Consider the following 20,004-nt stretch of genomic DNA (forward strand, 5'->3'; position numbering starts at 1 on the left):
CTCATCGCGAGCAGGCTCGCTCCCACCTTTGATCGCATTCCTTCTGGAGGAACTCGGTCAACTGTGGGAGCGAGCCTGCTCGCGATAGCGTCCTCGAATACGCCAATTATTCCTGAGGTTTAGCAGCCGCCTGCCAAAGAATCTCGGCAACCCCCTGCCGCTTGGCAATCACCCTCGCCACCACAAACAACACATCCGACAGCCGATTGATGTACGCCAAGCCAACCCCGGCCAACGGTTCAATCGCATTCAACTGCTGACACCGCCGCTCCGCGCTGCGCGCCAGGCTTCTGCACACATGGGCCTGGGCAATCAGCGCTGAACCTCCCGGCAGAATGAAGTTCTCCAGCGGCCCCAACTCCTCATTCCACAGATCGATCGCCGTTTCCAACCGTTCGATTTCCGCTGCATTCAACGCCTGATACTCCGGCATCGCCAACTCGCCGCCGAGGTCGAACAACCGATGCTGGCAAGGCGCCAAAACCTCAATCACCTCGTTCAAACCCGGATTCGCAGCACTTTCTGCGGCCAATCCGGCCAGCAGCACGCCCACTTGGCTGTTCAGCGTATCGACTTCGCCAATGGCCTCGATCCGCGGATGGTCCTTGGGCACGCGGCGACCATCGCCGAGTCCGGTTTCGCCTTTGTCGCCGGTGCGGGTGTAAATCTTCGACAAGCGAAAGCCCATGGGTTACCTCGATAGCTGATTGAGTTCTTGAGAGATGACGGGGGAGCCCGCCAGCGGCAGACGCAAAGTGAAACAGGTGCCTTGGCCCGGCGTCGATTGCACCTCCATCTGCCCCTTGTGGTTATTGGTGATGATGAAATACGAGACCGACAAGCCAAGGCCTGTGCCCTGACCGATTTCCTTGGTGGTGAAGAACGGCTCGAAGGTGCGTTTGCGCACGTTCTCGCTCATGCCGATGCCGTTGTCCTCGACCTGGATTTCGGCCCACGGCGGATTCAGCCGGGTGCGCAGAATGATTCGCCCGGGTTCACTGTCGTCTTCACGTTGGTGAATGGCCTGGGCGGCGTTTTTCAACAAATTGAGCAGCACTTGTTCCAGTTCGTTGGCCGTGCCGGGCACCGGGCCCAGCGCCGGGTCGAACTGACGGATGATCGCCTGGCCCTTGAAGTCGAAACCGATGGCCAGGTCGAAGTCGTTACCGGCGATTTCCACCGCCTGATCGATCAGCGCCGGCAGGTCGCACGGGGCCATTTGCCGGGTGCTGCGGCGGCTGAAGCTGAGCATGTGCGTGACAATTTTCGCGGCCCGGGCGCCAGCCTGTTGAATGCCATCAAGCAACTGCGGTACTTCGCGCAATTGCAGGTATTTGTTGACCGTGTCCAGGGAAATACCGGCTAGCTCAGCCTGTTCGAGGTTCTTCGGCAAGTCAGGTGACAGGCGCCGCCGAATGTTCTGTACGTTGTGCAGGATCGCGCCCAACGGATTGTTGATCTCGTGGGCCATGCCCGCGGCGAGGCCACCGACCGAGAGCATTTTTTCTGACTGCACCATCATCTCTTCCAGCGACAGACGCTGGGTGATGTCATCGATCCGGATCACCACGCCGCGCCCGGCGCCGCCCATCAGCGGGTAGAAGGTCAGGGCGTAATGCTTGGGTTCATCGTCCTTGAACCAGGTCACGCGCTCGATCTTCGCCACGGTGTGCTGCTCGACGGTTTGCTTGAGCTGCGGCAGAAATGGCTTCAAGGGTTCGAAGGCGAGGAAGATCGGCTGGTTCAAGGCTTCGTCCAGACGTGTGCCGGACAGCGCACTGGCTTCCTGATTCCACTGGGTCACGTAGAGCTGCTCATCAAGGGCGATCAGGGCCGACGGCATGGAGTCGATGATGCTGTTGAGGTAGTTCTGGAAACCGGTAAGTTTTTTCTCGATCTTGCTGCGCACCTGGACTTCGAGTTCCAGCTTGCGATTGGTGTGGCGGGTTTCTTCGGCCAGGCCTTGCGCCTGATCGTAAGCCGCCTGGGAATCGTCCCGGGCCCGTTTGAGCTGCTGCTCCCGGGCTTCGATCCGCGAGAGCATGGTGTTGAAGGCCTCGGCGAGGCTGCCGATTTCGTCGTGGTTGCCACGGGAGGCGCGCAGGGCGTAGTTTTCTTCGCGGGTCACTTGCCGGGACAGCTCTTCGAGCTGATGGATCGGCCGGGTAATCAGGCGCTTGATCTGCCGGGCGATCACCAGCCATAACAGCACACTGAAGATCAGAATGCCGAGACTGGCAGTCAGGGTTCCGGTGTAGAACGCCATTGGCAGTTCACTGCTGGCCACCAACAACAGGTGGCCCGGCGCGGTGCCAGGGCGGGGCAGGGTGATGATCTGATTGCTGCGAAACTCGGTGGCCTGCCAGGCTTCGATATGCCGATAGCGTTCTGGCAGTTGCAGCTTCTCGCCATGTTGCAATTGCGCCAATCGCTCACCCTTGCCGTCATACAAGGCCGCCGCCCGCAGCGGTGAATAGCTATTGAGTTCGTTGAGCAGGCGTTCCGCGCTTTGCGGCGACTTCAAGGCGTCGGCCACCAGGCTCGGGTTGGACACCAGTCGGCCGATGGTCTGCAAGGCCTGGGGCGCCATGCTTTCCTGGGAGATGTAATACGCGGCGCTGATAAAGGTCAGGTTGGCGACCAGCAGGATGGTGATCAACAGCACGAGCAGGGCGGCCAGCAGTTTCTGGCCGACGGGAAGGTTTTCGAGACGCTGGCGCAATGGCATCAGGTTCATCGCTGAAAAGGAACAAGTGGCCAGCGTAGCCGCTGCTCAGTCGCTGGGCAATCCAAGGCTTTGAAGATGGGCAATCAGCCGCTGCTGTAATTGATTGAGGTGGGGCAGGTTCAACTGGTGCCGCGAGGCCACTTTGCAGACATAGCCCAGCAGATAGCTGATTTCGGTTCGGCGCTGGCTTGCGACGTCCTGGTGCATCGAGGAGTAATTGGCCGCGGTGGCATGGATCACCCGTTCGACTTCCTGTTGCAGGTCCTCGGCGGCTGCCGGCTGACCGCAGCGTTCCAGCAAATCGGTCAGTTCGACGCAAAGGGTGGCGACTTCGCAATGGTGTTCCTGCAAGCCGCCGTTGCGGCAATCGTGCAGCACGGTCAGCGGATTGATCGCACAGTTGAGCGCCAGTTTGCGCCACAGCCTCGTGAGAATGTCGGTGCTCCATTCGTGAGGAATACCGGCGGCAGTCAAGTCGTCCAGCCAGATCGGCGCGACCGGATGACCGGCATCTCCCAGCCAGGTGTAGCCGTGACCGGCGAACACCACACGCCAGTCGCCATCGCGAAACGCGCCTTCGGTGCTTGAGGCGCATACACAACGCGCTTGGGGAGCCTGCGCGGCGACGGCGTCCTGGCTGCCGAGGCCGTTCTGCAACAGGATCAGTTCGGCATCAGGCGCCAGGCGCGGCGCCAGTTGCGCCACGGCCTTTTCGGCATCGTAGGCTTTGCACGCCACCAGCAGACGGTGGATCGGCTCGTTGCCGTGGGGTGTTTCACCGGGGATGTCATAGGTGCTGGCTTCGCCGTGTTCCACCAGCGTCAACCCTCCGGCCGCCTGATATGCCTGCAAGCGTTGCTCATCGCGCAGGATCAACCGGACCGGCACCCCGGCCCGCGCCAGGCGGGTGGCCCACAAGGTGCCGAGGCTGCCGGCGCCCAATACATGCCAGGTGGTGGACATCAGCTTTTTGCTCGGTTTGGCACAGGCATGTGAGGCTCGCAGTATCGGTTGGAAAAGACCCGTTATAATGAGCCCGATTTTAACCGCAAGCCAAGCGCGCGCCATCGCTATCGAGCGCGCCTTTTATTGGAGAGATTACATGCCGTCGTTCGACGTGGTATCCGAACTGGACAAACACGAAGTCACCAACGCGGTCGAGAACGCCGTCAAGGAACTCGATCGCCGTTATGACCTGAAAGGCAAGGGCACCTTTGAATTCAAGGAAAAGGACCTGACCGTCAACCTGACCGCCGAGGCTGACTTCCAGCTCGAGGCGATGATCGAGATCCTCAAGCTGGCCCTGGTCAAGCGCAAGATCGACGTGCAGTGCCTTGAAGTCAAGGATGCCTACGCGTCGGGCAAGCTGATGAAACAGGAAGCCGTCCTCAAGGAGGGCATCGACAAAGAGCTGGCGAAGAAAATCGTCGCTCACGTCAAGGACGCCAAGCTCAAGGTTCAGGCCGCCATTCAGGGCGAGCAAGTGCGCATCACCGGTAAGAAACGTGATGATTTGCAGGAGGCGATTGCAGCTCTGCGCGCCAAGACTTTCGATATGCCGCTGCAGTTCAACAACTTCCGCGACTGACCTAGCAATGCGGGAACCCTGTGGGAGCGAGCCTGCTCGCGAAAGCGGTGGGTCATTCATTGGTGATGTCGACTGCCCTCTTCGCGAGCAGGTCGGATCGCCGCACCGTCGCTCCCACCCGGATTGTGCTTAACCCAGGAGAAAGTAGATGGATTTGAATACCGAAGTGGACAACCTGGTCAAGGCATCCCAAGCCTGGATCCCGATGATCATGGAGTACGGCAGCCGCGTGCTGCTGGCAGTCATCACGCTGGCAGTCGGATGGTGGTTGATCAGCAAGGTGGCGCAAAAACTTGGCGGCCTGCTGGCGTTGCGTAATGCCGACCTCGCGCTGCAAGGTTTCATCAGCAGTCTGGCGAACATTATTCTCAAGGTTTTGCTGGTAGTCAGCGTGGCATCAATGATCGGCGTGGAAACCACTTCGTTCGTGGCGGCCATTGGTGCGGCGGGTCTGGCCATCGGTCTGGCCTTGCAGGGCAGTCTGGCGAACTTCGCTGGCGGCGTGCTGATTCTGTTGTTCCGTCCGTTCCGCATCGGTGACTGGATCGAAGCCCAAGGCGTTGCCGGTACGGTCGACAGTATCCAGATTTTCCACACCGTACTGCGCACTGGCGATAACAAGACCATCATTGTGCCTAACGGCAACTTGTCGAACGGTATCATTACCAATACAAATCGTCAGCCAACCCGCAAAGTTGTATTTGATGTGGGCGTGGACTACGAAGCGGACTTGCAGAAGGCCCGTGAAGTGTTGCTGGATTTGGCCAAAGATGAACGCATCCTGGCAGAACCTGCACCACAAGCCGTTATTTCGACCCTGGGAGACAGTTCGATTACTGTTTCGCTGCGTGTTTGGGTGAAGACCGCGGATTACTGGGATGTGATGTTCATGTTCAATGAACAGTCCCGGGATCGTTTGAAAGCGGCGGGTATCGATATTCCGTTTCCACAGCGGGTTATTCGTGTGGTTCAGGAGACTGTGCCGCAATAACGTCTTCGTTGTCACTTGGAGGTTGTCAGTATTGTACTGTTAGGTTGCTATCGAACTGGCAACAATCAAAAGACGGTATGGAAACCAGGCACAAAAAAACGCTCACCTGATTCAGGTGAGCGTTTTTTTTGTTGCCGTGCTGTGTAGCTGTCGAATTAGCGCTGAATTACAAGATGCTCAGCGGATATTCAATGATCAGACGGGTGTCAACTTTGTCGCTATCGTATGCGGAGTTTGCACGATAGACCGCGTTACGTACGCGGAAAGACAGGTCCTTGGCTGGGCCGCTTTGCAGAACATACTTGGTCTCGAAGTCCCATTCGTGTTCTTTGGACTCAGTGTCACCGGTGGTGATGTTGTCGCCACGGATGTAACGAGTCATGAAGCTCAAGCCAGGAACGCCGTAGCTCTTCATGTTCAGGTCATAGCGAGCCTGCCAGGAGCGCTCGTCTTGACCGTTGAAGTCGGAGTATTGAACGGAGTTGGAGAGGAAGATAGTACCGCCGCCGTCAACGCCATAAACATAACCGGTGTCACCGGTCGAACGCTGGTGAGCCAAGGTGAATTTATGTGCGCCAAGGCTATAGGCCGCTGCGAGGGACCAGATGCGGTTGTCAACGTCACCGCTCAGCTCTTGACCCTGGCTCTTGGAGCGATAGCCGTTGAAGTCGAAGTTCAGGGACTGATCTTCGTTGATCGGCAGGGTGTAGTTGGCGTTGATGTATTGCTTCTTGAAATGGTCGTCAACATCGGAAGCAGCTACGCCGGCAACAAAATTGTCGGTGAACTGGTAGGTTGCACCGGCAATATCTGCGGCTTTCAGACCAAGGCTATCGCGCCCCATTTGGTTCTGCGCCCGCATCGCGGTGAAATGACCAGCACTCAATTCAAGGCCTTTGATTTCTTTGCTGGTGATCAAAGTACCGGTAGCAACTTCTGGCAGCAAACGGCTGTCGTCAGTAGAGAAGACAGGGCTGGCAACGTATTGGTTACCGTATTTCAGAACAGTGTCGGACAAGCGGAATTTAACTGCGCCGCCAGCGTTGGATTGGGTGTCTTCTGGCGTGCCATCACTGTCCTTGCCGAACATGCCGTTACCGGTGCGGCCTGGACCGCTGTCCAGTTTGATCATGCCATTGGCCAAGGCGTCTAAACCGAAACCAACAGTACCTTGGGTGAAGCCCGACTCATAAACAGCTTGGACGCCCAGGCCGGTTTCTTCGCGGTAGCCTGTGATACGTTGTTTATTTGCGGTGCTTTGGTTGTTGGAGGCACCGTTCTTGAAATCGCGGTTCATGTACAGCATGCGACTTTTGACATTCAGGCTCTGATCTTCAAAAAAGCCCTTGGATTCCTCTTGAGAAGACGCCATTGCGAACTGCGAGGTACTAGCCGAAACAGCCAGTGCGATCATGCTCCACTTCATCACGCGCATCGTGATTTGCTCCTTTGGTTTTTAGAAGAGTACTGCCGTCCCACCTGTTTTTTTATCTGGGCGGCTCTTTCTTTTTGTGTCGGCGCAAACTTATATCACGCCGACCATGTTGGCGATACTTGCGTATCTAACCTTTCAGCTTCTTTACGACCCTGTCGCAAACAGCTTGGTAGATGTCGCAAATTTACTGCCTCGACGCAAGCGGATTGGCAACTTTAACGTTGTTTTCCAAGGCTTGTGCATCGCTAAAAAGAGTCCCTGGTGAAACGTTTGAATCTCCATTGGGCAACCCTGCCGCTATTTTTATTGGCCTTGAGGCTTCCACTTCCAGCGGAGGCTTCCAAAGCTATGTGGGTGTGAATGCAACAAGCGTGCACAAACCAGAATTCTGTAGCTGTTTTTTTCTGGAAACCTGCCTGTCGCTATAAAAACCTCATGAAACCGGGGGCTTCAAGCGTGTTTTTTGTACGCTTGACGCCGTGCATTGCATGGTGTTGCACCACTGAAACGGAAAGCGTGACAACGAAAAATGTTACCGGTTCACCCCTCGTTGAGTAATTCTCGGATGCTGACGCACTCAGCGTAGACGCACTGTGCGGTTTTGGTGCAAAAAATCTTAATCACTGTGCTGATATCAAACAGTGCGGTAACGGACTCATCTGGAACTTTTCATTGGTTATCAGTCATTTCAGCATTTTTGGCGTGGTCTGCGGTTCTGTAATGGTGCGCCGTGAGCAAAAAAGGCCCATTTAGGGGCGCTCGTGCGGCGTGAAGGCAGTGGCGTTCACGGGTATGCTGGCGTCCTGTCGCTTGGTGCGCAGCCTGTCAGGATGGGCGCTAAGCTGAAAAATGATGACCTGGCGGGAGTGCGCGCGGTGTTCGCTTTAGATCCACGACTTCAACAAGACACGCTACCGATTGGCGATTTCCCGCTTTGCCGGTTGCTGTTATCCAATGATTCGAACTACCCCTGGTTCATCCTGGTGCCACGCCGTGAAGATATCAGTGAGATATTTCAGTTAGGTGTCGCAGATCAACAGCAGCTGTGGCAGGAAACGACCGCGCTGGCAGAACTGCTCAAGGATTCGTTCGACGCCGACAAGCTGAATGTCGCGGCGCTGGGTAATGTCGTCAGTCAGTTGCACATGCATGTCATTGTGCGCAAGCGTGAGGACGCCGCCTGGCCAGCCCCGGTCTGGGGCAAACACCCGGCCGTGCCTTACAGCGCAGCGCAAATTGCGGCCATTCGCGAGCGCCTGCGTCTGCTGTTAACCGAACATTTCACGTTTCTGGAGGGTTGAATCATGAGCCTGGAAGATCGCGTTACCGATCTGGAGAGCCAACTGGCGTTTCAGGATGACACCATCCAGTCATTGAGTGATGTGCTGGCAACGCAGCAGCGCGCCGTTGAACGCCTGCAATTGCAGATGGCTGCATTGCTCAAGCGCCAGGAAGAAATGGCCGGGCAGTTCGAAACCTTCGAAGAAGAAGCACCTCCGCCTCATTATTGAAACCGCAGGCAATAAAAAACCGCGAACAGCTCAGCTGCTCGCGGTTTTTTTTAGCCTTGAATCAGCGACGCGGCAATGCAGCGATCACATCTTCGGCTTGCAGCCCTTTGTCACGATTCATGACAGAGAACTCCACGCGCTGGCCTTCAACCAGAACACGGTGACCTTCGCCACGAATGGCCCGGAAATGCACGAAAATATCATCGCCGGAATCACGGGAAATAAAGCCGAAGCCTTTGGAGGTGTTGAACCACTTGACGGTGCCGGTATCGCGGTTGCTCATGTCGTAGCTTGGCGAGGCGGCGGCCGGCGAGGATTTGTAGAAGCTGATAGCCAGGTGCAGGAGAACGGCGATCAGTGCAGCCACCAGGCTGAACAGGACGGCAGGTTGACCGGCGATGACAGGCATCGGCGCGAGCAACGTCAGGGTTTGCAGGACGACGGCCAGGACCAGCAGGGCGCTGACCAGGTTTTGCAGTTGGTGACGAGGACCTTTGTTCCAGTAAGGGATAACCGGAGCGAGGGTCAGGTTAAGCAGGCCGAAAAAGGCCAGGTACAGCGCAGCGGGTTGTTGCAGGTAAGGAGCAGCTTCGGGTTGCAGGCTAGGGATGAAGGACAGCAGCAAAGCTGCTGCGCCCATTAGCAGGTGGACGATTTTCAACATTTTGATTAACTCACGTTAAGACGGATCACAAGGAAGAGCTGATGGAGCACGGTTCGCTTCAGAACAATAAGAGGCGTTGGACACGTACCCGGTACCAGCCTATGCGCAGCCCCCGAAAAATAGGCGGTCGCGACACACGGTCTATTTAACAGCAAAGCCTGCAGCTACTCAAATCAGGCAGTCCAGCGGTGCTTCGCGGGGCGATTTGTCGCAGGTCATTGCGCAATCCAGGGCGGCGAGGGGGTGGCAGGCTTGCTAGAGTGGTCCTGCACCTGTTGGATGAACTCATCACCTTTAGGGGAAAAACATGGCAATCGATATCGGTATCAGTGAAGAGGACCGCAAGTCCATCGTTGACGGGCTTTCGCGTCTGCTGTCGGACACTTATGTGCTGTATTTGAAAACCCATAACTTCCATTGGAACGTCACCGGTCCCATGTTTCGGACCCTGCACCTGATGTTCGAGGAGCAATACAACGAGTTGGCCCTGGCCGTCGATTCGATTGCCGAGCGCATTCGCGCCCTCGGGTTTCCTGCCCCCGGCGCCTATTCGATTTATGAGCGGCTGTCTTCTATTAAAGAAGAAGCTGGTGTGCCGAGCGCTGAAGACATGATCAAGCAGCTTGTCGATGGGCAAGAGGCGGTCACCCGTACCGCCCGCGGAATCTTTCCGCTGCTGGAAAAAGTCAGCGACGAGCCGACGGCTGACCTGCTGACCCAGCGCATGCAAGTCCACGAAAAAACCGCATGGATGCTGCGGTCTCTGCTGGATCAGTAATATCGTCACTACGCGAATGACGCCCGTCGGGTGTTATTCGCGGTCTTTTGCCTTCTTCAAATCGCTTTTAAGCTCGTTAAAAATCGTCTGGCGGCGTAGGAAAATAGCCGGCCTAGGACGCTCTCCATGATCGCCCTTCAGTTGTTGGCTTATCCTACGTCGATGGTCATAAAGTCATCTGGATATACCTTTGCGCCTGCGCTTTTATAGGGCCACGGAGAGTGCTCTTACAGAAGGCAAGGATGACAAAGGAGTGTCAACGATATGGATTACGAAGACAGGCGAAGCGAGGGGAGGGTCAGTCCGGTCAAGGAGATAAGGATTGATCCATTTGTCAGCGAATTTGATATGGGGCTGGCCCGGCCCTTATCCCGGTCGGTGCGGTTGAACGGCTTTGCCACCTGCTTGCGGCTTGAGCAGGTGTACTGGGATATTCTGGGCGATATGGCCAAGGTCAATTGTTGTACGGTCAGTGCGCTGCTGTCCCATGTGGATCGCGAAGTGCACTTGCGTCATGGCGGGGTCAAGAACTTTACCGGGCTGGTGCGGGTTGTCTGCGTCGTGCACAGCCTGAAAGAAGGGGGCAGCGTCGCAATGCCCTAGCCACGCAGGTGATCGGACAGAGTGTCAGTCTGTGCAGTCTTACGGCTGCACAGGCTGCATTTAATGGATATAATCCCGCTCTTTGCCGCAAAACCCAGCGTGCGCGGTAGCAATCTGATCGCCGAGACAACCCCCATGCCGATGTACGACTATCAATGTGCTTCCTGTGGTCATCAGTTGGAAGCCATTCAAAAGATCAGCGCAGCACCGCTGGTCGACTGCCCTGCCTGCCAGGCGCCAGAGCTTAAAAAGATGCTGTCCATGCCGGGCTTCCGCCTGAGCGGCACCGGCTGGTACGAAACCGATTTCAAGACCGGTTCCAAGAAGAATCTGGCCGGCGGCGACAAAGCTGACTAAGGTCTGGAACCTGAGTTGAACGACACGCGCGAGCTCTTGCAACACCTGCAAGGCCTCCAACCGAATTTCGATTACGAGAAGTGAAACCACTACCATGATGCGCAGCCATTATTGCGGCCAACTGAACGAAGCCCTGGAAGGCCAGGAAATTACCCTTTGCGGATGGGTGCACCGTCGCCGTGACCACGGTGGGGTGATTTTCCTCGATATTCGTGATCGTGATGGTCTGGCCCAGGTGGTGTTCGACCCGGACCGCGCCGAGAGCTTCGCCGCCGCCGATCGCGTGCGCAGCGAATACGTCGTGAAGATCACCGGCAAGGTTCGCCTGCGTCCGGCAGGTGCCACCAACGCCAACATGGCGTCGGGCATGATCGAAGTGCTGGGCTATGAACTGGAAGTGCTGAACGAGTCGGAAACCCCGCCGTTCCCGCTGAACGAGTTCTCCGACGTCGGTGAAGAAACCCGCCTGCGCTATCGCTTCCTCGACCTGCGTCGCCCGGAAATGCTCGAGAAGCTGCGTCTGCGTTCGCGCATGACCACCAGCATCCGTCGCTTCCTCGACGAAAACGGCTTCCTCGACGTCGAGACGCCGATCCTGACCCGTGCCACGCCAGAAGGCGCTCGCGACTACCTGGTGCCGAGCCGTACCCACGCCGGTAGCTTCTTCGCCTTGCCGCAATCGCCGCAGCTGTTCAAACAACTGTTGATGGTCGCCGGCTTCGACCGTTACTACCAGATTGCCAAGTGCTTCCGCGACGAAGACCTGCGCGCCGACCGTCAGCCGGAATTCACCCAGATCGACATCGAGACCAGCTTCCTCGATGAAAAAGAGATCATGGCCATCACCGAACAAATGATCCGCAACCTGTTCAAGGAAGTGCTGGACCTGGAGTTCGGCGACTTCCCGCACATGACCTTCGAAGAAGCCATGCGTCGTTACGGTTCCGACAAGCCTGACCTGCGCAACCCGCTGGAACTGGTTGACGTTGAAGACCAGCTGAAAGACGTCGACTTCAAGGTGTTCAGCGGCCCGGCCAACGACCCGAAGTGCCGTATTGCCGCCCTGCGCGTTCCAGGCGCTGCGAGCATGCCGCGCAAGCAGATCGACGACTACACCAAGTTCGTCGGCATCTACGGTGCCAAGGGCCTGGCGTACATCAAGGTCAACGAGCGCGCCAAAGGTGTTGAAGGCCTGCAGTCGCCAATCGTCAAGAACATCCCTGAAGCCAACCTCAACGTGATCCTCGATCGTGTTGGCGCGGTCGATGGCGACATCGTGTTCTTCGGCGCCGACAAAGCCAAGATCGTCAGCGAAGCCCTGGGCGCGCTGCGGATCAAGGTCGGCAACGACCTGGACCTGCTGACCTGCAAGTGGGCGCCGATGTGGGTTGTCGACTTCCCGATGTTCGAAGAGAACGACGACGGCAGCTTCACCGCGTTGCACCACCCGTTCACCGCGCCGAAGTGCACCCCGGAAGAACTGGAAGCCAACCCGGCGATCGCTCTGTCCCGTGCCTACGACATGGTTCTGAACGGCACCGAGCTGGGTGGCGGTTCGATCCGTATCCACCGCAAGGAAATGCAGCAGACCGTGTTCCGCCTGTTGGGTATCAATGAAGCGGAACAGGAAGAGAAGTTCGGCTTCCTGCTCGACGCCCTGAAATACGGCGCGCCGCCGCACGGTGGCCTGGCCTTCGGCCTGGACCGTCTGGTCATGCTGATGACCGGCGCCCAGTCGATTCGTGAAGTGATCGCTTTCCCGAAAACCCAGAGCGCGGCTGACGTCATGACTCAGGCACCGGGTGCTGTAGATGCCAAGGCATTGCGCGAACTGCACATTCGTCTGCGCGAAACACCAAAGGCTGAGTAAAGCTGACCGCAAAGGCGCATCCTTCCGGGATGCGCCTTTTCTTTAGGTCGAGATTTTTTGTTGCTGGCCGACACAACGTGCGCGGCGGGCGATGTTTCAAAGAGAAATTCGGAGCGAGATATGGCGGGTCATTCCAAGTGGGCGAACATCAAGCACCGCAAAGAACGTCAGGATGCCAAGAAGGGCAAGATTTTCACCAAGTGGATTCGTGAGCTGACCGTTGCGGCCCGTCAGGGCGGCGGTGATCCGGGTTCCAACCCGCGCCTGCGCCTGGCGCTGGACAAGGCGCTTGGTGCGAACATGAGTCGCGACATCATTGATCGCGCAGTCGCCCGCGGTGCCGGTGCAGCCGATACCGACGACATGGTCGAACTGACCTACGAAGGCTATGGCCCGGGTGGCGTGGCGGTAATGGTCGAGTGCATGACCGATAACCGTAACCGCACCGCAGCTGCTGTTCGCCATGCGTTCAGCAAGTGCGGTGGCAACCTGGGGACTGACGGTTCGGTGGCTTATCTGTTTGAGCGCAAGGGGCAGATTTCCTTCGCGCCAGGTGTCGATGAAGACGCGCTGATGGAAGCGGCCATGGAAGCCGACGCCGATGACGTGGTCACCCATGAAGACGGTTCGATTGACGTGTTCACCTCGTTCGCCGGCTTCTACTCCGTGCGTAACGCGCTGGAAGCGGCAGGTTTCAAAGGTGATGATGCGGAAATCGTGATGCTGCCGACCACCAGCGCTGAACTGGACCTGGAAGGCGCCGAGAAGGTGCTCAAGCTGATCGACATGCTTGAAGACCTGGATGACGTGCAGAACGTCTACTCCAACGCGGATATTCCAGAGTCGGTGGCCGCACAGCTGGGTTGATTGATCTGCAATACTCTTGAAGCCGGAAGTGCAGGCGGTGATGTTTCACCGCCAGGCATGTCCGGCTTCTGCCTTTACGCCGAGCAAGCAATTGCCGGCAGGCATCATTTTTGAGCTGCAGGCGTTATGACTTTAATTCTTGGTATCGACCCCGGTTCGCGCATCACCGGTTATGGCGTGGTACGCGATACCGGGCGTGGTTGCGTGTATGTGGCGTCGGGCTGCATTCGCACCGGGTCCGGCGAACTGCATGAGCGTCTGCAAATCGTTTATCGCGGTGTGCGTGAAGTCATCCAGACCTACGGCCCGGTGACCATGGGCATCGAAAAAGTCTTTATGGCGCGCAATGCCGACTCTGCCCTCAAGCTTGGTCAGGCCCGGGGCGCCGCGATCGTGGCGGGTGCCGAAGAAAGCCTGGAAATCGCTGAGTACACCGCAACCCAGGTCAAACAAGCAGTGACCGGCACCGGTGCCGCCAATAAAGAGCAGGTGCAGATGATGGTCATGCACATGCTGAAATTGACCAGCAAGCCGCAAATCGATGCTTCGGATGCCCTGGCCATTGCCATTTGCCACGCGCATACCCGTTCCAGCCTGTTGCCCCATGGCCTGGGAACGGCACGCAGTCGTGGCGGGCGCCTGCGTCTCTGATAGCATCAGCAATCATTTTTAGCGAATGAGGGTTTTGCGCCTGTGTTGTCGGCGCAAACCCCTTGTTCTGTCAGTCGCCAGTCATTGATCTGGCCAACGCTCAAGGATCTGAAACGTGATTGGACGCTTGCGCGGCACACTGGCTGAGAAACAGCCGCCGCACCTGATTCTGGATGTAAACGGTCTGGGGTATGAGCTGGAAGTGCCCATGACCACGCTCTATCGCTTGCCGTCGGTCGGTGAACCGCTGACCTTGCACACCCATTTGGTCGTACGTGAAGACGCGCAGTTACTCTATGGCTTCTTCGGCAAGCGTGAGCGAGACTTTTTTCGCGAGTTGATCCGTCTCAATGGTGTGGGGCCGAAATTGGCCCTGGCATTGATGTCGAGCCTGGAAGTGGATGAGCTGGTCCGTTGCGTGCAATCCCAGGACACCTCGGCGCTGACCAAGGTGCCGGGCGTGGGCAAAAAGACGGCCGAGCGTTTACTGGTGGAACTCAAGGACCGCTTCAAGGCTTGGGAAACCGTGCCGGCGATGTTCGCCCTGGTGCCGAACCAGCCGGGCGGGCCTGATGTGGCGCCGGTTGCCACCGCCGAAAATGACGCGGTCAGCGCGCTGATATCCCTGGGCTACAAGCCGCAGGAAGCCAGCAAGGCGATTTCCGCGATCAAGGAGAAAGGTTTGAGCAGTGAAGACATGATTCGTCGTGCCCTGAAGGGAATGATCTAAGTGATTGAAGCTGATCGTCTGATTGCCGCCACGCCCGGCCCTCGCGACCGCGAGGAAGTCCAGGACCGGGCGATTCGCCCCGTCAGCCTGGCCGAGTACATTGGCCAGCCGACCGTTCGCGAGCAAATGGAGTTGTTCATCCAGGCCGCACGCGGGCGTAACGAGTCCCTGGACCACACGCTGATTTTCGGCCCGCCGGGTCTGGGTAAAACCACCCTGGCCAACATCATCGCCCAGGAAATGGGCGTGTCGATCAAGAGCACTTCGGGCCCGGTGCTTGAGCGCCCGGGTGATCTGGCGGCGCTGTTGACCAATCTTGAACCCCACGACGTGCTGTTTATCGATGAAATCCATCGGCTCTCGCCGATCGTCGAGGAAGTGCTGTACCCGGCCATGGAAGATTTCCAGCTCGACATCATGATTGGTGAAGGGCCGGCTGCGCGCTCGATCAAACTGGATCTGCCGCCGTTCACCCTGGTGGGGGCGACGACGCGGGCCGGCATGCTGACCAACCCGTTACGCGACCGCTTTGGCATCGTCCAGCGCCTGGAGTTCTACAACACCGCCGACCTGGCGACGATTGTCAGTCGTTCGGCGAACATCCTCGGCTTGCCGCTGGACCCGGAGGGCGCCTTTGAGATCGCCCGTCGTGCCCGTGGCACGCCGCGGATCGCCAACCGTTTGTTGCGCAGGGTTCGGGATTTCGCCGAAGTGCGTGCCAAGGGCCACATCACCAAACCGATCGCCGACCTGGCCTTGAACCTGCTGGACGTCGACGAGCGTGGCTTCGATCACCAGGACCGGCGCCTGCTGTTGACCATGATCGAGAAGTTCGACGGTGGGCCGGTGGGTGTGGACAGTCTGGCCGCGGCGATCAGCGAAGAGCGTCACACCATTGAAGACGTGCTGGAGCCATATTTGATCCAGCAGGGCTACATCATGCGCACGCCGCGGGGGCGAGTGGTCACTCGGCACGCGTATCTGCACTTCGGTTTAAACATTCCGTCACGATTGGGCGAGATGCCCGTTGTAGACGAGTTCCTCGATGCGGTAGACGATTAATCACCTTTCGGGCCGATTTATTCGGGATTTGCGCGGTCCTAGGACCGTGCTTTTGCCAGAAAGCCGCGAATCAATGAAAAACAGTTGCCTGGCCGGATTGGCAACCTGAGGAGTAAGCACTAGAGTATGCGCGCGCAAAACGGGCTTGAGCCTTTCGCACTTCGTTGTCGCGTTTATTACGAGGACACCGATGCGGGCGGCATCGTGTATTACGTCAATTACCTCAAGTTTATGGAACGGGCTCGAACCGAGCGGCTCCGGGATCTGGGCTTTGCCCAGTCCCAGCTGGCAGGCGAGGACCTGTTGTTTGTCGTGCATTCCAGCGAAGCGCGTTATCACGCGCCGGCGCGACTGGACGACGAGCTTCTGGTAAGCGCTGAAGTAATCGAATTGAACCGTGTCAGCCTGCGCTTCAAACAGCAGGTCAGGCGAGCCACGGATAATGCGCTGCTCTGCGAAGGGCAGTTTCTGGTGGCCTGTGTGCGCACTGAAAGTTTAAAACCCCGGGCCATTCCCGAAGCTCTACGTGCGGCCTTTGCCGACGTGAGCGGCGCGGGTACACACTCAAAGCAGGAGATAAAGCGTGGAAGCTAACGTCGTCGACCATTCCTCCATGTGGAGCCTGGTCAGCAATGCCAGTATCGTGGTGCAACTGGTAATGCTGATCCTGGTAGCCGCATCGGTGACCTCATGGATCATGATCTTTCAGCGCAGCAACCTGCTGCGCGCCGGTCGACGTGCCCTGGAGAGCTTTGAAGAGCGCTTCTGGTCCGGCATCGACCTGTCCAAACTCTACCGTCAGGCCGGTAGCAACCCGGACCCGGATTCGGGCGTCGAGCAGATCTTCCGTGCCGGTTTCAAGGAATTCTCCCGTCTGCGTCAGCAGCCAGGCGTTGACCCGGAAGCGGTCATGGAAGGCGTGGCCCGTGCCATGCGCGTCGCCATTTCCCGCGAAGAAGAAAAGCTCGAACAGAGCCTGCCGTTCCTCGCTACCGTCGGTTCCGTCAGCCCGTACATCGGTCTGTTCGGTACGGTCTGGGGGATCATGAACTCCTTCCGTGGCCTGGCCACTGCCCAGCAAGCGACCCTGGCCACCGTGGCTCCGGGTATCGCCGAAGCACTGATTGCTACCGCGATCGGCCTGTTCGCAGCCATCCCGGCCGTTATCGCTTACAACCGTTTCGCTGCTCGCAGTGAAACCCTGCTGGGCCGTTACTACACCTTCGCCGATGAATTCCAGGCGATCCTGCACCGCAAAGTGCACACCAGCGAAGAATAAGCAGGTAATTTCCAATGGCTTTAATCGCTCGAGCTCGCAAAAAGCGCAAGCCGGTTGCCGAGATGAACGTGGTGCCTTACATCGACGTGATGCTGGTGCTGCTGGTCATCTTCATGGTGACCGCTCCGATGCTCAATCAGGGCGTGAAAGTTGATCTGCCCAAGGTTTCCAGCGAAGCCTTGCCGCAGGACAACAACACCCAGGTCCTGACCATTTCGATCAAGGCTGACAAGACCTACTACTGGAACCTTGGCAGCGAAGTCGACACTGAAAAGCAACAGGACAAGGCCATGACCTTGCCGCAGATGACTGACGCGGTTACCAAGATCATTCGCGCCGGTACTGAAGGCGGCAAGCGCACCCAGGTGTTCATCCGCGGTGACAAGACCGTCGATTACGGTTCCGTGATGGGCGCCATGGGCGGGTTGCAGAAAGCCGGGGTCGGTAATGTTGGCTTGATTACCGAGGCACCCTGATGCAGCAAATGCGAGAGCCGTCCGCCTCGGAAAGCTACTTCTGGCCTAGTGTCCTGGCGATTGTCTTGCACGTGCTGGTGTTCGGCATGCTGTTCGTCAGTTTCGCCTTCACACCGGAGTTGCCGCCGGCCAAGCCGATTGTCCAGGCGACCTTGTACCAACTGAAATCGAAAAGTCAGGCGACCACCCAGACCAATCAGAAGATTGCGGGTGAGGCGAAGAAATCCGCCGCGCGTCAGACCGAAGTCGAACAGATGGAACAGAAAAAGATCGAACAGGAAGCGATCAAGGCCGCGGAACAAAAGAAGGAAGATGCGGCTCAAAAAGCCGAAGAATCCAAGAAGGCCGACGAGACCAAGAAAGCGGAAGAGGCAAAAAAGGCTGATGAAGCCAAGAAAGCCGATGAAGCGAAGAAGACCGCCGAAGCCAAAAAGGCCGAAGAGAAACAATTGGCTGATATAGCCAAGAAGAAATCTGAAGAAGAAGCCAAGAAAGCGGCTGAAGAAGAGGCCAAGAAAGCGGCCGCTGAAGAAGCCAAGAAAAAGATTGTCGAAGACGCGAAGAAGAAAGCCGCGGAAGACGCCAAGAAGAAATCCGAAGCTGAAGAGGCGAAGAAGAAAGTCGCCGAAGACGCGAAGAAGAAAGCTGCTGCCGATGCTGCGAAGAAAAAATCGCAGGAAGCGGCGCGTAAATCCGTCGATGAGAAAAAAGCTCAGGCCCTGGCCGATCTGCTTTCCGACACGACGGAGCGTCAGCAGGCCTTGGCGGATGAAACGGGTGATGAAGTCGCGGGTAACTTCGACGATTTGATTCGCTCGCGTGCTTCCGAAGGTTGGGCGCAGCCACCGTCGGCCCGCAAGGGCATGAAAGTGATTCTGCAAATCAACATGCTGCCTGATGGAACAATCTCCGGCGTATCGGTTGCCAAGTCCAGCGGTGATGTACCGTTCGACAGTTCAGCGGTAGCGGCGGTAAAAAATATTGGTCGATTGACCGAAATGCAGGGTCTGAAGCCAGCTGATTTCGCACCCTATCGTTCATTCAAGATGACATTCACACCTGAGGATCTAGCCTTGTGAGAAACCTTCTTCGAGGACTGCTTGTCGTCATGTTCTGCTTTGCAGGACTGGCCACCGCAGATGAAAAAAATATCCTGGTCAGCAGTGGTAGCTCCCAGGCAACTCCAATTGCCGTAGTGCCATTCGGTTTCCAGGGCGGCACCGTGCTGCCGGATGACATGGCCGAAATCATCGGCAACGACCTGCGCAACTCGGGTTACTACGCGCCGATTCCAAAGCAGAACATGATCAGCCAGCCGAGCCAGGCCAGCGAAATCATTTTCCGTGACTGGAAGGCGATCAACGCTCAGTACATTATGGTCGGCAGCATCGTTCCAGCGGGCGGTCGCCTGCAGGTTCAATACGCTCTGTTCAACGTCGCCACCGAACAGCAAGTGCTGACCGGCAGCGTGTCGGGAAGCGTCGATCAACTGCGTGACATGGCGCACTACATCGCCGATCAGTCGTTCGAAAAACTCACCGGTATCAAAGGTGCGTTCTCGACACGCCTGCTGTACGTGACGGCCGAACGTTTCTCCGAGAAGAACACGCGCTACACGCTGCAACGCTCGGACTATGACGGTGCCCGCGCCGTGACTCTGCTGCAATCGCGCGAGCCGATCCTGTCGCCGCGTTTCGCACCGGACGGCAAGCGCATCGCTTACGTTTCGTTCGAGCAGAAGCGTCCGCGTATCTTCATGCAGAACATCGACACCGGTCGCCGTGAGCAGATCACCAACTTCGAAGGCCTCAATGGCGCGCCTGCCTGGTCGCCGGATGGCAATCGCCTGGCATTCGTACTGTCGAAAGACGGTAACCCGGACATCTACGTGATGAACCTGGGCTCGCGTCAGATCTCTCGCGTCACCAATGGTCCCGGTATCAACACCGAACCGTTCTGGGGCAAGGATGGTTCGACCATCTACTTCACCTCCGACCGTGGCGGCAAGCCACAGATCTACAAAACCAGCGTCGGTGGTGGCGGTGCGGAACGCGTGACCTTTATTGGTAACTACAACGCCAACCCTAAACTTTCGGCTGATGAAAAGACCCTGGTGATGATTCACCGCCAGGATGGCTTCACTAATTTCAAGGTGGCGGCCCAGGATTTGCAGCGCGGTAGTGTAAAGATCCTCACTGATAGCACTCTGGACGAGTCGCCTACTGTTGCGCCCAACGGCACCATGGTAATCTACGCCACCCGCCAGCAGGGCCGGGGAGTCTTGATGCTCGTGTCCATTAATGGACGCGTAAGGCTCCCGCTTCCTACCGCACAAGGCGAAGTCAGAGAACCTTCCTGGTCCCCTTACCTGAACTGACGCGGCGCTACACGTTTTACTTAACACACTGGGGTTC

At 57.5% G+C, this 20,004-nt stretch carries 22 protein-coding genes; 17 read left to right on the top strand and 5 right to left on the bottom strand.

The window, feature by feature from the left end:
- Positions 1-106 precede the first annotated feature (106 nt).
- From AB4N91_RS03695 to AB4N91_RS03705, 3 genes are read right to left on the bottom strand one after another with little or no spacing between them, the layout of a single operon-like run.
- Positions 107-688, bottom strand: a complete 582-nt coding sequence (locus tag AB4N91_RS03695; RefSeq protein WP_010457512.1) for a cob(I)yrinic acid a,c-diamide adenosyltransferase — start codon at positions 686-688, stop codon at positions 107-109.
- A gap of 3 nt (positions 689-691) precedes the next feature.
- A complete protein-coding gene (locus tag AB4N91_RS03700) occupies positions 692-2,728 on the bottom strand; it encodes a sensor histidine kinase (RefSeq protein WP_042933026.1) in 2,037 nt (678 codons plus the stop codon).
- Positions 2,729-2,773: 45 nt separating this feature from the next.
- Entirely contained in the window at positions 2,774-3,691 is a 918-nt protein-coding gene (locus tag AB4N91_RS03705; RefSeq protein ID WP_010457507.1) for a putative 2-dehydropantoate 2-reductase, read from the bottom strand.
- Positions 3,692-3,830: 139 nt separating this feature from the next.
- On the opposite strand from AB4N91_RS03705, the gene AB4N91_RS03710 reads away from it, so the two are divergent.
- The gene (locus tag AB4N91_RS03710) at positions 3,831-4,316 is read left to right on the top strand and encodes a YajQ family cyclic di-GMP-binding protein (protein ID WP_007906601.1); all 486 of its coding nucleotides are present in this window, start codon (positions 3,831-3,833) and stop codon (positions 4,314-4,316) included.
- A gap of 148 nt (positions 4,317-4,464) precedes the next feature.
- Positions 4,465-5,307: a mechanosensitive ion channel family protein gene (locus AB4N91_RS03715; RefSeq protein WP_010457503.1), complete on the top strand. Its 843-nt coding sequence runs from the start codon at positions 4,465-4,467 to the stop codon at positions 5,305-5,307.
- Positions 5,308-5,473: 166 nt separating this feature from the next.
- Here the strand turns inward: AB4N91_RS03715 and AB4N91_RS03720 are convergent, their stop codons facing one another.
- The gene (locus AB4N91_RS03720; RefSeq protein ID WP_010457501.1) at positions 5,474-6,742 is read right to left on the bottom strand and encodes an OprD family porin; all 1,269 of its coding nucleotides are present in this window, start codon (positions 6,740-6,742) and stop codon (positions 5,474-5,476) included.
- Between the two features lie 875 nt (positions 6,743-7,617).
- Here AB4N91_RS03720 and AB4N91_RS03725 point away from each other — a divergent pair.
- Both AB4N91_RS03725 and AB4N91_RS03730 read left to right on the top strand, forming a co-directional pair.
- On the top strand, positions 7,618-8,043 hold the full coding sequence (locus AB4N91_RS03725) for an HIT domain-containing protein (protein WP_042933027.1): 426 nt from the start codon (positions 7,618-7,620) through the stop codon (positions 8,041-8,043).
- A gap of 3 nt (positions 8,044-8,046) precedes the next feature.
- Positions 8,047-8,253 (top strand): SlyX family protein, encoded by a 207-nt coding sequence (locus tag AB4N91_RS03730; protein ID WP_010457497.1) that lies wholly within the window; start codon positions 8,047-8,049, stop codon positions 8,251-8,253.
- Between the two features lie 61 nt (positions 8,254-8,314).
- Here the strand turns inward: AB4N91_RS03730 and AB4N91_RS03735 are convergent, their stop codons facing one another.
- A complete protein-coding gene (locus AB4N91_RS03735; RefSeq protein ID WP_010457494.1) occupies positions 8,315-8,917 on the bottom strand; it encodes a cold-shock protein in 603 nt (200 codons plus the stop codon).
- Between the two features lie 307 nt (positions 8,918-9,224).
- Between AB4N91_RS03735 and AB4N91_RS03740 the strand changes: the two genes are divergently transcribed.
- The 13 genes from AB4N91_RS03740 (at position 9,225) to tolB (ending at position 19,967) form a co-directional block, all read left to right on the top strand.
- A complete protein-coding gene (locus AB4N91_RS03740) occupies positions 9,225-9,695 on the top strand; it encodes a Dps family protein (protein WP_010457493.1) in 471 nt (156 codons plus the stop codon).
- Between the two features lie 264 nt (positions 9,696-9,959).
- Positions 9,960-10,298, top strand: coding sequence for a ribbon-helix-helix domain-containing protein (locus tag AB4N91_RS03745; protein ID WP_010457491.1), 339 nt, complete (start codon positions 9,960-9,962; stop codon positions 10,296-10,298).
- Positions 10,299-10,433: 135 nt separating this feature from the next.
- Positions 10,434-10,655: an FmdB family zinc ribbon protein gene (locus AB4N91_RS03750; protein WP_010457489.1), complete on the top strand. Its 222-nt coding sequence runs from the start codon at positions 10,434-10,436 to the stop codon at positions 10,653-10,655.
- Between the two features lie 94 nt (positions 10,656-10,749).
- Entirely contained in the window at positions 10,750-12,525 is a 1,776-nt protein-coding gene (aspS, locus tag AB4N91_RS03755) for an aspartate--tRNA ligase (protein WP_042932630.1), read from the top strand.
- A 120-nt stretch (positions 12,526-12,645) separates the two neighbouring features.
- Positions 12,646-13,392: a YebC/PmpR family DNA-binding transcriptional regulator gene (locus AB4N91_RS03760; RefSeq protein WP_008072427.1), complete on the top strand. Its 747-nt coding sequence runs from the start codon at positions 12,646-12,648 to the stop codon at positions 13,390-13,392.
- Between the two features lie 126 nt (positions 13,393-13,518).
- A complete protein-coding gene (ruvC, locus tag AB4N91_RS03765; RefSeq protein ID WP_008147379.1) occupies positions 13,519-14,043 on the top strand; it encodes a crossover junction endodeoxyribonuclease RuvC in 525 nt (174 codons plus the stop codon).
- A 115-nt stretch (positions 14,044-14,158) separates the two neighbouring features.
- Entirely contained in the window at positions 14,159-14,773 is a 615-nt protein-coding gene (ruvA, locus tag AB4N91_RS03770) for a Holliday junction branch migration protein RuvA (protein WP_077748709.1), read from the top strand.
- Positions 14,774-15,835 carry a Holliday junction branch migration DNA helicase RuvB gene (gene ruvB, locus AB4N91_RS03775; protein WP_008147374.1) on the top strand — a complete coding sequence of 354 codons (1,062 nt, stop codon included), beginning with the start codon at positions 14,774-14,776 and terminating at the stop codon, positions 15,833-15,835. It begins immediately after the preceding gene.
- Between the two features lie 126 nt (positions 15,836-15,961).
- Complete coding sequence (gene ybgC, locus AB4N91_RS03780; protein WP_010457477.1) at positions 15,962-16,429, top strand: tol-pal system-associated acyl-CoA thioesterase; 468 nt, start codon at positions 15,962-15,964, stop codon at positions 16,427-16,429.
- The gene (gene tolQ, locus AB4N91_RS03785; RefSeq protein ID WP_008147369.1) at positions 16,419-17,114 is read left to right on the top strand and encodes a protein TolQ; all 696 of its coding nucleotides are present in this window, start codon (positions 16,419-16,421) and stop codon (positions 17,112-17,114) included. The genes ybgC and tolQ overlap by 11 nt, the downstream gene beginning before the upstream one ends.
- A gap of 23 nt (positions 17,115-17,137) precedes the next feature.
- Positions 17,138-17,590 carry a protein TolR gene (gene tolR / locus AB4N91_RS03790; RefSeq protein ID WP_161807482.1) on the top strand — a complete coding sequence of 151 codons (453 nt, stop codon included), beginning with the start codon at positions 17,138-17,140 and terminating at the stop codon, positions 17,588-17,590.
- Positions 17,590-18,669 (top strand): cell envelope integrity protein TolA, encoded by a 1,080-nt coding sequence (tolA, locus tag AB4N91_RS03795; protein ID WP_010457470.1) that lies wholly within the window; start codon positions 17,590-17,592, stop codon positions 18,667-18,669. Before tolR ends, tolA begins: the two co-directional genes overlap by 1 nt.
- 29 nt (positions 18,670-18,698) lie before the next feature.
- Positions 18,699-19,967, top strand: a complete 1,269-nt coding sequence (gene tolB, locus AB4N91_RS03800; RefSeq protein ID WP_187699818.1) for a Tol-Pal system beta propeller repeat protein TolB — start codon at positions 18,699-18,701, stop codon at positions 19,965-19,967.
- Positions 19,968-20,004: the final 37 nt, after the last annotated feature.

Source organism: Pseudomonas sp. H3_D04, from assembly GCF_054669175.1.